Source organism: Paenibacillus allorhizosphaerae, assembly GCF_042659105.1.
Lineage (GTDB): Bacteria > Bacillota > Bacilli > Paenibacillales > NBRC-103111 > Paenibacillus_G > Paenibacillus_G allorhizosphaerae.
On sequence record NZ_JBHSRV010000009.1, the window covers coordinates 200259 to 210209 of the forward strand.

Here is a 9951-nt window from a genome sequence, read left to right on the forward strand (position 1 = left end):
TTATAGTGATAATCTGCTAAATCTCACATATACCTGTCCCGATTATCCATTTATTCCTATTTTCGTTCTATAAAAACGTTGTATTGTTCCGGATCGTTAATATTTCGCACGAAATCGAGTCCGATTCCCTTGCTTTCAAATACGACCTCATCGCCTGCACGCCAGCTGATTCGGTCGAACAAACGCATCAATCGGCGCTCCTCTTCAGCAAGCATCGCCTCTACCTGCGGCAAACAACGCCGATGATATACCCCATGTAGCGGATGCAGTCTTCCGCCGATCCGTGCAATCGCTGCTTCGGCATCCGCCTCCGCCCGCAGCTGCTCCAACGCTTCGGCCGCTCGCGCATGAATGCAGGGCATATCGCAGCCAACGACCCAAAGCATATCGCTCGCGGCTGCGTGAAGGGCCGCTTGTATGCCGGCTAACGGTCCGCCTCCGGGCTGTAAATCGCGGACGACCCGCACTTCTCCTTTTGCCCGCTCAAGTACCGGCTTATATCGTTCCGGCTCGTTCGTAACGAGAATTCGCTCCCGGCATAGCTGCGACATCTCCTCCAGCTGCAGCTCAAGGAACGTTCGCCCGTTGCGTTCCAGCAGCGCTTTGGGCCGGCCGCCCATTCGCCGATTCATGCCTCCGGCTAGCACAACCCCGCATATATTCATCGTATCTGCATTATTTTTCATCCGTACCCGCCCTAGCTTCGAATCCGCTTCTCAAACGACTCGCGCCAGCTTACCGACAGCGCGCTTACCTCCAGAAGCCTTCGAATCCCTTCCGTATCGCTTTTGTCATGATATTTGAGCCTATTCGCTTCGGCGATCGTTATGCCTGCTGCATCGCGCGCTGCAAGTCGGAACGGCTGCCCGGCTTCTACGGCCCCTTCCTTCAACACGCGGAAATAATAACCCGTATATCCGCTCTCTTGCATCCACATCGTGAGCTCTGTCAACCCTTGTTTATGCGCAACCTTATAACAAGGCTGGCGGGGCTGGCTGATCTGTACATGGGCACTTCCGATCTCGAATACATCCCCGATGCATACATCGGATTCCGTCATGCCGGTTACCGTAAAATTTTCGCCGAACGCGCAGCCGTCAAGCTTGCGCCCCCATCGCTGTTCCCAATACGCGTAATGCTCGTGGCAATAAACACACACCGCCTTGTCCGTGCCTCCATGGTTGACCAAATCCGCTTGGCCGTCTCCCTCCAAATTCGTCTTTCCCAGAAATACCTTTCCGTGTACCGGTTGTTTATAAATTCCCGTTTCCAACGGCTTTTCCCTATACGTTACCTTCACCGGCTTGCCTGCATAAAGCGATAACAGCTGCATCGTTTCTCCCCCGCCTTGCTTTTCTTTACATAGTAACGGCCAGAGCGCTTCGTGTCTACACCCGCCGGCTCCCAGGCACCCATGCATCGTTGTCGTAGCCTCGCAGCTCCCAATAACCGATATGCTCCTTATCGATCAGCTCGATAGCCTGCAGCCATTTTACCGATTTATAGGCGTACATCTGCGGCACGACAAGCCGTACCGGCCCTCCCAGCTTTTGCGGAATCGGCTTGCCGTCCATCATCACCGCTACCATCACATCATCCATACCGGCCTGCTTCAGCGACAAACAATCCGTATATTCCTTATCGCCGGAATAAAATTTGACATACTTGGCTTCCTCTTTCGTCTTTGCCAGGTTTAGCAGCTCGGATAAAGGGATGCCTTCCCACGTCACCTTATTAACCGACCACCCGGTGACACAATGAAAGTCGCTGACTTGGACTTTTCGTTTCAGTTCGAGAAACTGCTTCCAGTTCCACACTTGCTCCTGCTCTACAAGGCCGGTCACGACAAATTTCCAATTATCGCTTGTAAAAGAAGGAAACGGCGTCACCGTGTAGATGCGGAACTGCCCCTGCCCGCCCCCGCCGATCGGAGGATTCGATGCAGGCAGCGCAACCGGCTCCGGTATCATTTGATTCTCATCGCCAATGAACGCCAGATCCACGTTCGTTCCTGCGGAATCGGACACTCGTTTCAGCCAGCGGTAAAAAGCGGGGCCGACGCCGAACACGAGCAATAGCGTGGCTGCGCTGCGCAGAAATGCAGCGCGCGAGATCGGGGCGTTTTTCAGCGATTCGACGAAAGCTTGCGCCGCCGTACGCTTCTCTTCTGCTGTGGGTGCGTCCGTCATGGTCGTGGCCGTCGCGGCCGTTCGGGAATGGTGCGCCATTTTGGAAGTTTTCACCCATCGGCTGCGGGATACCGAGTGGTAGACGGCATATGGAATCCCTATCCATGTAAATAAGTCGTGCACGATCAGCGCCGCATTTCCCAAAGCCGGAGAAATACGGCGAAGCTGCCATAGCAGCAATCCGCTCACGATCCAACCGGCTAGCAAAAACAACACCCATCCCAGGTTCCAACGCTGCGCGGGCTTGGTGCGAAGCTGTTTCCAATGTTTGCGCAGCAAGGGCATATACAGCATGATAACGGCTATGGAGATGAAGCCAAGCCACACATGCAACAGCTTAAGCCATGAGCGTCCCTCGCCAAGCTCCCTTACTGCCGGAATGAAGAGAAGGATGCCGGTCAGAGCCAGAACAACCACAAGCCAACCGTTCCAATGGTGCAACCGCTTCAGTTTTTTTCCATACGCTACGCCTGACAGCCAATCCGTCCAATATTTCTTTTCCTTCATGCCCCCTAACGCCCCCCGATGTTGGATTTGCTTCCGTCCTCCCTTGGCTGCGGCTTCCCATCTCCGTTACAGACGTCAGTCAAACAGCCTATACTTAGCAATACGTCAAAAAACGAAGTTTAGTTCGATGCCGGTTCACGTTTTTTCACGGATACGACAATAAAAGCCTGAACCGCTTTTCGGTCCAAGCCTCTCCTAGATGCCTATTTCAAGTAACCCATAATAATGCCCGCCGTCTCCTCGATCGCTTTGTCGGTCACATTGATGATGTGGCATCCGATCTGTTTCATGACGCGATGTGCGTAATCCAGCTCCTCCGTAATTCGCTCCATCGTCGCGTATTTGGCTCCGAACGGCAGACCGACCGCTTTTAATCGTTCCGTACGAATCTTGTACAATTTCTCCGCATCCATCGTCAAACCGACGATCCGGTTACCCGGCAGCAAAGACAGCTCCTTCGGCAGCTTCGCCTCCGGAACCAGCGGTAAATTCGTTACCTTGATCCCCTTATGCGCCAAAAAAATGCTAAGCGGCGTCTTCGATGTTCTGGACACGCCGATCAATACGAGACTCGCTTTCAGCAGCGCGCTCATATCCCGGCCGTCGTCGCATTTAACGGCGAATTCGATCGCTTCCACCCGCCGAAAGTAATCCTCGTCCATCTGATGCAGCAGCCCCGGCTTTCGCTTAGGCGCATCGTTGAACGTATCGATGAACGCCTCCATCATCGGCCCCATGATGTCCACTGCACGTACGCCGAAACGGAGCGCTTCTTCCTTCATCATCTCCCGCAGTTCGGGCTGGACCAGCGTATATGCGATAAATCCGCCGCGCTTCGCCGCATCTTCTACAATCGCACGGATTTCATCCTCGCTCTTGATATGGCCGATACGCTTGGTTGTCACCTGATGGGCGTCGAACTGGCGGATCGTCGCTTTCACGACCGCTTCCGCCGTTTCCCCAACCGAGTCCGAACATATCGTTATTTCATAAGGCTGATCGTCCCTCATCCGGTTTTGCTCCCTTTCTATCTATTAGCCCTTGATCGCCAGATCAAGCAATATTTTCGTCATAATCGTTTTCGTTACGCGCCCGACAACATCAAAGCGCTTTCGTCCGTCTGCCTGGCTGCACTTGGAAATGACAACGACAGGCAAACTATCTACCTGATGGTTAATCATTTTGCGTGCGGCATCGATAACCGACTCCTCCGGCGACGCGTGGATCACGTTCGGTTCGCGGGTCATCACCATACTTACGGGCATAGCCGCCGCATTCGTATTGCCGAGCGTAAACTTTAACAAGTCTTTCCGGGAAATAACGCCTGTCATGCAGCCTTCGTCATCGACGGCTACCAAACTGCCCACATCCTCCATGAACAGCTGTACAACCGCGTCGTGCACGGAAGACTGCTCCCGGATCACTACTGCCATAGACTGCACGTCTTTAACTTTGATTTGTTGCAAATGCTGAGCGGCAATCGATCCGGGCGTTACCGCCGAACCGGGCGTATACCCTACTTTCGGTTTCGCATCGACCAGCCCCAGCATAACCAGAAGCGCCAAATCGGATCGGAGTGTAGGCCGACTTAAGCCGAGCAACTCTGCGATTTGCTCCCCCGTAATGGGAGCGTTTGCTTTTACAAGCTCGACAATATGCAGTTGACGCGCACTAAGCTCGATGACCGTTCACTCCCTTCCCTCTTCATAATCAAGTTGCGCGTGTCATTTTAAACATTGTACCATACTTTTTTTCAGAATCGTTGATATAAATACGGATAATTTAATTATTGCACATTATATAATTAATTAGTATGATATATTAAATTATATATTGCATATTACTGGAGGAATCAGTAGCATGGAACGAGAATTGGCACTGGAATTTGTACGGGTTACGGAGCTGGCCGCATTGTCTGCAGCCAAGTGGATGGGCCGCGGAAATAAACATGAAGCCGACGGGGCGGCTACATCGGCGATGCGGACGATGTTCGACTCCGTTTCAATCCGCGGAACCGTCGTAATCGGCGAAGGCGAAATGGACGAAGCGCCGATGCTCTATATCGGGGAGCAGGTAGGCAACGGTCAGGGGCCGGAAGTCGACGTGGCCGTCGATCCGCTGGAAGGAACGGAACTCGTGGCCAAAGGGTTAAACAACGCCCTGGCCGTCATTGCGATCGCCAATAAAGGAAATCTGCTGCATGCTCCTGACATGTATATGGAGAAGCTGGCTGTAGGACCGGCGCTGGCCGGCAAACTGAACCTGAGCGATCCGCTGGAGACTACACTGCGCCGTGCGGCCGAACTGCTCGGCAAGCCGCTCAACAACATGACCGTAATGATTCTCGACCGGGACCGTCACCGGGAACAGATCGAAACGCTGCGCAGCGTCGGCGTAAGAATCAAGCTGCTGACCGACGGAGACGTTGCCGGCGCGATGGCCCCCGCCCTCTCCGAGTCCGGGATTGATATGTATGTCGGCTCCGGCGGTGCCCCGGAAGGCGTACTCGCCGCGGCGGCGCTGCGCTGTTTGGGCGGGGAGCTGCAAGGACGGCTTCTGCCGGCTAACGAGGAGGAATATCAGCGGTGCCTCGATATGGGTCTCGAGGATCCTCGTAAAATTTTAACGATGGATGAAATGGTCGGAACGGATGATGTCATCTTCGCCGCGACCGGCATTACTCCAGGAGAGATTGTGGACGGCGTGCGCATTTTTTCCGATCTTCGCGCAGAAACGCATTCGATTGTGATGAGAGCCAAAACGCGCACAATCCGGTTTATTAAGTCCATTCATTATTTACCTAATAAAACTTATATCAACGAAACCGCATAAGCTTACTAGGGATTGATAATCCGGTGAACTGTGTTAATATTTATGTGTATTAAATATGACACGGAAGAAGGTTATCAGCATGAGCTTTTTATTCTATACCGCAGTCGGTCTGATCGCCGCCACTTTCGGCAGTTTGGTCGGACTCGGCGGCGGTATTATTATTGTACCTGCGCTCGTTTACCTCGGACCGTTTTTTCTGGGGGAACACATATCCGTAGCTACGGCTGTCGGCACCTCGCTGGCCGTCCTGATCTTTACCGCACTTTCATCGACGATGGCCTTCTTCAAGCAGAAACGCGTCGATTTCAAGAGCGGTTGGCTTTATTTTATTACTTGCGGCCCCGGTGCGATGCTGGGATCCTATACGACACAATTCGTTAACGCCAAGTCGTTTCAGCTCAGTTTCGGGTTCTTTATGCTGCTGATGGCGATTTTGCTCGTGCTGCGTGATTATATGAAACCGCTGAACATCAAATGGAGCATCGAACGTACATACACGGACGGCAGCGGCCGCACGTTTCAATACGGCTACAGCGTGCTGCCTGCACTGGCAACCGGTCTGGCCGTCGGCTTTATTTCCGGGCTGTTCGGAATCGGCGGAGGATCGCTCTTCGTTCCGGTCATGGTGCTTTTGTTCCGTTATCCGCCTCATGTGGCCACGGCCACCTCTATGTTTGTTATTTTGCTGTCTTCCATCATGGGCAGCTTTACGCATCTCAGCCTAGGTGAAGTGGATTTGTGGATGGTCCTTGGCCTGGCTCCAAGCGCTCTGATCGGCGGATGGCTTGGTGCCCAAATCGCCAGTCGGCTCAGCAGCAAAAAATTATTATGGGTGCTTCGCATTACGTTTGTCGTCGTTTCTATCAAAATGATCTGGGAAGGACTTTACATCTCTTCCTGATCGCGCGAGACAGGAACCGTCATCTGTGCATTTGTTCGTTTCTTTCAACGTGAATTTGGATAAAATACTCCCTTTCATCCAACACTAACCCCATCGATCCATGGGCGAAAGGGGAGTTGATGGAATGAACAAGCGTACGTTTACGGTTCTTTTTTATACAGCATTATTAACATGCATCCTATGCTCCTGTTCCTCCGCATCACCCAAATCGGCTCAGCCGCAGCCGCAGCCGCCGCAGGTTGCCCCGAACGCTGTACAGCCTAATCCTGCATCACCGCTGCCGCCGGAACTGGATCCGGGAAAACGATCGACAGGCATTCAGCCTCATAATGATCCTGTTCCTGTTCCTGCTCCTGAAGCTGCACCGTCAAACCCACCGCCGGCGCAAAATAACGCGCCAGCGCAACCGGCTCCCGTGCCGCCGCCGAAGCCGCCGGAAAAACCGAAGCCCAAACCAAAGGAACGCGCTTCTTCCCCATCGGCTGCTTCAACAAGCCAAACCAAACGGCTTACCTTGTCACAGCTCGTAAGAAAATATCCGGACCGCCTGCGGTTGCATGGCTCTTCCCGATCGAATACGGTAGCATTGACGTTTGACGACGCGCCGGATAGTACCTTTACGCCGCAAGTGCTCGACATTTTAAAAAAACATAACGTCCGCGCTACCTTCTTCTTATTAGGCGCACAAGCGTCCAAGCACCCTGATGTCGTCAAAAGAATCGTAAGAGAAGGTCATGTGATCGGAAATCATTCTTATAACCATAAGCTCTTTACGAAGCTATCGGACGATGTGTTTCGCGATCAAGTGCTCGATACGCAAAAAGTGCTGAAAAGCTTAATCGGGTACACCCCGAAGTTGCTTCGTCCGCCTTATGGGGAAATAAGCGAAAGCCAACTGCTATGGGCGTCCGACAGCGGGTTTACCATCGTCAACTGGAACGTCGATTCGCTGGACTGGAAGCAGCTTGATGCCTCCCGCGTCAGCTCAAATATTTTGGACCATGCGCATTCAGGCTCCATCATACTGCAGCATAGCGGTGGCGGCCCGGGGCAAAACTTGGCAGGCACCGTCTCTGCTCTCCCAACGGTCATAAAAACGTTGAAAAGCCGCGGCTACAAGCTCGTTACTTTGCCTGAGCTGCTTCAAGTGCCTAAGCAAATGTAATAATGCAAGATAAGGCTACCACACCAATAAGCTTGCTCACCCTTAGATTCGACTCGTCGAAGTATACGATCTGATCGTAGCGTGCGATTGCAACGAGCATCAGGAGGGCACGAATTTCTTTGGAATAACGCTAGACTCTTACTGGGAGCCGTACTAATGAAGTTTGTGCAATACCGCGTATCGAAAAAGGAACACAATCCACTATGGATTTGTGTTCCTTTTGATGTAGGTGATTCAAATTTACGCCTTTACGGCATCCAGCCAAGCCTTTGCGATGAGCGCATGTCCTGCCGGAGACGGATGCACGCCATCCGGAGCCCAATAAGCCGGTGCCGCTTGCGTACTTGCTTGCGCGAATAATCCATCAAGCGGCACATACAAAGTGTTAAATTCTCTTGCAAGCTCACGTACAACGTTGATTTTAGGATCCAAATCTTCTCTCCAGTTCTTCCGGTCTTCCGGCACCGGCAAAACAAACGGCTCCACAAGAATAAGCTTAGCATCAAGCTTTTCTTTCGTCTGCACGATTAGATCCCGGTATCCTGCAGCATAGGCTTCCGTCGAAGTCGGGTCGTTCCGGTCGTAACGCCGCCATGTATCGTTAATGCCAATATAAATCGATACCCACGTCGGCTTTAAATCGATACAGTCTTGCTGCCAACGACCTTGCAAGTCCTTTACGCGATTGCCGCTAATTCCGCGGTTGATGAACTTGACCTGTTTTTCCGGATACTTGCTCTGAAATAATCCTGCCGCCATGAGCGCATAGCCTCTCCCGAGATCGGCACCGGTTTCGCGATTGCGCCCGCAATCGGTAATACTGTCGCCCTGAAAAAGGACAACGGCTTGATCCTCAATTTTCGTCACTTGTGCTTGCTCCTTTGCCGGAAATTTTATTGCATGTAAAATTCACACTCTTCTATGTAAGATACTAGATGTTCCAGCTTTTGTATATTGTTTCTTTTAATTTTATGATATAGAACAAGTAAATTTTATCCTTTCACAAGTGTTCATTTGGGAACAAACAGTTTTATGTTTTCGCAAGTGTTGAGTTCATTAACTAACTTGGCCTTCATCGTGCTTAAAATTTCGTTCATTTGTCCATAGGGTCCATGACCTCGCTTGATCCAATCATCTTTTCGGCAGACACACGACAAAATCTACAAAAAAAGAGCCTACGAAGTAAACTTCGTAAACTCTTTTTTGATGCCGGTAGAGGGACTCGAACCCACACGGTTTCCCTCACGATTTTGAGTCGCGCGCGTCTGCCAATTCCGCCATACCGGCTAGTGGCGTGCCCTAAGAGATTCGAACTCCTGACCTTTTGATTCGTAGTCAAACGCTCTATCCAGCTGAGCTAAGGGCACACATTATAAAGTTGTTGGAGTGGTGCCGAAGACCAGACTTGAACTGGTACGGTAGTCACCTACCGCAGGATTTTAAGTCCTGTGCGTCTGCCGATTCCGCCACTCCGGCGTAAAAAGTTGGAGGCGCCACCCAGACTCGAACTGGGGGTAAAGCTTTTGCAGAGCTCTGCCTTACCACTTGGCTATGGCGCCATCGTTGGAGCGGAAGACGGGATTCGAACCCGCGACCCTCGCCTTGGCAAGGCGATGCTCTACCCCTGAGCCACTTCCGCATATAAAACTGGGGATCTAGGATTCGAACCTAGGCATGACGGAGTCAAAGTCCGTTGCCTTACCGCTTGGCTAATCCCCAATGCTAGTAAAAATTATGGGGCGGTCGAAGGGAATTGAACCCTCGAATGTCGGATCCACAAACCGATGCGTTAACCACTTCGCCACGACCGCCATAATATGTGATTGGCAGGGGCAGCAGGAATCGAACCCACACCAAAGGTTTTGGAGACCTTTGTTCTACCTTTAAACTATGCCCCTATAATTAATGGTGGAGGCTGATGGATTCGAACCACCGAACTCGTCAGAGAACAGATTTACAGTCTGCTGCGTTTGGCCACTTCGCTAAGCCTCCATATGAAATTAACTGGTGCCGCCGAGAGGACTTGAACCCCCAACCTACTGATTACAAGTCAGTTGCTCTACCAATTGAGCTACAGCGGCGTAAGTGGTGGCTCGGGACGGAATCGAACCGCCGACACGAGGATTTTCAGTCCTCTGCTCTACCGACTGAGCTACCGAGCCATTATAATACATTTTGTACGTTTTGTAAACTTGTTCGATGAACCATTAGATTCTCGTTTATTTCAGTAAAAAAATAATGGCGGAGCCGACGGGATTCGAACCCGCGGTCTCCTGCGTGACAGGCAGGCATGTTAGGCCTCTACACCACGGCTCCACACTAAGTAAAATTGGTTGCGGGGGCAGGATTTGAACCTG

At 51.8% G+C, this 9951-nt stretch carries 10 protein-coding genes and 12 tRNA genes; 3 read left to right on the forward strand and 19 right to left on the reverse strand.

What is annotated here, in order from left to right:
- Positions 1–56: 56 nt before the first annotated feature.
- The 5 genes from mobA to ACFQI7_RS27260 form a co-directional block, all read right to left on the reverse strand.
- Positions 57–686 carry a molybdenum cofactor guanylyltransferase gene (gene mobA, locus ACFQI7_RS27240; RefSeq protein WP_218100649.1) on the reverse strand — a complete coding sequence of 210 codons (630 nt, stop codon included), beginning with the start codon at positions 684–686 and terminating at the stop codon, positions 57–59.
- 11 nt (positions 687–697) lie between these two features.
- The gene (locus ACFQI7_RS27245; protein ID WP_218100648.1) at positions 698–1333 is read right to left on the reverse strand and encodes an MOSC domain-containing protein; all 636 of its coding nucleotides are present in this window, start codon (positions 1331–1333) and stop codon (positions 698–700) included.
- A 55-nt stretch (positions 1334–1388) separates the two neighbouring features.
- Positions 1389–2696 carry a molybdopterin-dependent oxidoreductase gene (locus ACFQI7_RS27250; protein WP_218100647.1) on the reverse strand — a complete coding sequence of 436 codons (1308 nt, stop codon included), beginning with the start codon at positions 2694–2696 and terminating at the stop codon, positions 1389–1391.
- Positions 2697–2899: 203 nt separating this feature from the next.
- On the reverse strand, positions 2900–3706 hold the full coding sequence (locus tag ACFQI7_RS27255; RefSeq protein WP_218100646.1) for a pyruvate, water dikinase regulatory protein: 807 nt from the start codon (positions 3704–3706) through the stop codon (positions 2900–2902).
- A 24-nt stretch (positions 3707–3730) separates the two neighbouring features.
- Positions 3731–4357, reverse strand: a complete 627-nt coding sequence (locus ACFQI7_RS27260; RefSeq protein WP_218100811.1) for a helix-turn-helix transcriptional regulator — start codon at positions 4355–4357, stop codon at positions 3731–3733.
- A gap of 199 nt (positions 4358–4556) precedes the next feature.
- On the opposite strand from ACFQI7_RS27260, the gene glpX reads away from it, so the two are divergent.
- The gene (gene glpX, locus ACFQI7_RS27265) at positions 4557–5528 is read left to right on the forward strand and encodes a class II fructose-bisphosphatase (RefSeq protein WP_218103531.1); all 972 of its coding nucleotides are present in this window, start codon (positions 4557–4559) and stop codon (positions 5526–5528) included.
- 79 nt (positions 5529–5607) lie between these two features.
- Positions 5608–6429 (forward strand): sulfite exporter TauE/SafE family protein, encoded by an 822-nt coding sequence (locus ACFQI7_RS27270; RefSeq protein WP_218103532.1) that lies wholly within the window; start codon positions 5608–5610, stop codon positions 6427–6429.
- 260 nt (positions 6430–6689) lie between these two features.
- Here the strand turns inward: ACFQI7_RS27270 and ACFQI7_RS27275 are convergent, their stop codons facing one another.
- Positions 6690–6908 (reverse strand): hypothetical protein, encoded by a 219-nt coding sequence (locus tag ACFQI7_RS27275; protein ID WP_230415799.1) that lies wholly within the window; start codon positions 6906–6908, stop codon positions 6690–6692.
- Between the two features lie 35 nt (positions 6909–6943).
- Between ACFQI7_RS27275 and ACFQI7_RS27280 the strand changes: the two genes are divergently transcribed.
- Positions 6944–7594 (forward strand): polysaccharide deacetylase family protein, encoded by a 651-nt coding sequence (locus ACFQI7_RS27280; RefSeq protein ID WP_230415802.1) that lies wholly within the window; start codon positions 6944–6946, stop codon positions 7592–7594.
- Between the two features lie 240 nt (positions 7595–7834).
- On the opposite strand, the gene ACFQI7_RS27285 is transcribed toward ACFQI7_RS27280, so the two are convergent.
- From ACFQI7_RS27285 to ACFQI7_RS27345, 13 genes are all read right to left on the reverse strand, one after another.
- Positions 7835–8461 carry an SGNH/GDSL hydrolase family protein gene (locus tag ACFQI7_RS27285; protein WP_218103534.1) on the reverse strand — a complete coding sequence of 209 codons (627 nt, stop codon included), beginning with the start codon at positions 8459–8461 and terminating at the stop codon, positions 7835–7837.
- 340 nt (positions 8462–8801) lie between these two features.
- Positions 8802–8881: transfer RNA gene (locus ACFQI7_RS27290), tRNA-Leu, on the reverse strand.
- A gap of 3 nt (positions 8882–8884) precedes the next feature.
- Positions 8885–8961, reverse strand: a tRNA-Arg gene (locus ACFQI7_RS27295).
- Positions 8962–8981: 20 nt separating this feature from the next.
- Positions 8982–9070, reverse strand: a tRNA-Leu gene (locus tag ACFQI7_RS27300).
- 9 nt (positions 9071–9079) lie between these two features.
- Positions 9080–9153 (reverse strand) — tRNA-Cys (locus tag ACFQI7_RS27305).
- A gap of 5 nt (positions 9154–9158) precedes the next feature.
- Positions 9159–9233: transfer RNA gene (locus tag ACFQI7_RS27310), tRNA-Gly, on the reverse strand.
- Positions 9234–9241: 8 nt separating this feature from the next.
- Positions 9242–9313, reverse strand: a tRNA-Gln gene (locus ACFQI7_RS27315).
- Positions 9314–9329: 16 nt separating this feature from the next.
- Positions 9330–9405: transfer RNA gene (locus ACFQI7_RS27320), tRNA-His, on the reverse strand.
- 13 nt (positions 9406–9418) lie between these two features.
- Positions 9419–9492 (reverse strand) — tRNA-Trp (locus ACFQI7_RS27325).
- Between the two features lie 8 nt (positions 9493–9500).
- Positions 9501–9586: transfer RNA gene (locus tag ACFQI7_RS27330), tRNA-Tyr, on the reverse strand.
- 13 nt (positions 9587–9599) lie between these two features.
- A tRNA-Thr gene (locus ACFQI7_RS27335) sits at positions 9600–9675 on the reverse strand.
- A gap of 5 nt (positions 9676–9680) precedes the next feature.
- Positions 9681–9756 (reverse strand) — tRNA-Phe (locus tag ACFQI7_RS27340).
- Positions 9757–9833: 77 nt separating this feature from the next.
- Positions 9834–9910 (reverse strand) — tRNA-Asp (locus ACFQI7_RS27345).
- Positions 9911–9951: the final 41 nt, after the last annotated feature.